The 325-nt window shown below is 36.0% G+C and carries 1 pseudogene; it reads left to right on the top strand.

Annotated elements, in window-relative coordinates:
• Nucleotides 1-7: 7 nt before the first annotated feature.
• Nucleotides 8-241: pseudogene (locus ASJ81_RS16005) on the top strand (DUF6444 domain-containing protein); the annotation flags it as partial.
• Nucleotides 242-325: the final 84 nt, after the last annotated feature.

Below are 325 nucleotides of genomic sequence, written 5' to 3'. Positions count from 1 at the left end.
TGAAGTTATTGCAACTTACATTGAGAGTCTTGAATCTCAAATAAAACAGCTTAGTGAAAAATTGCAAGTTTTAGAATCTCGCTTAAATCAAAATAGCAGAAACAGCAGTAAACCTCCTTCTACTGATTTTTTTGTCAAAGGAAAACCTAATCCCAAGAGTCTCCGTAAAAAGAGCGAAAAGAACCCTGGAGGTCAAGAAGGTCATCCAGGAACAACTCTTAAAATGGTTGATAATCCTGATTAGGTAATAGAGCGTATCCTCTTCAAATTGAGTGGAAAGCTCTCAATTTCTGCTTATTGAGCTTTTTTCTCTGATTAGTTGAGC

The sequence above is a fragment of the Methanosarcina spelaei genome (assembly GCF_002287235.1).
GTDB lineage: Archaea > Halobacteriota > Methanosarcinia > Methanosarcinales > Methanosarcinaceae > Methanosarcina > Methanosarcina spelaei.
The sequence above is the reverse complement of the archived record's forward strand: the minus strand, read 5'-3'. Positions and strand labels throughout refer to the sequence as shown.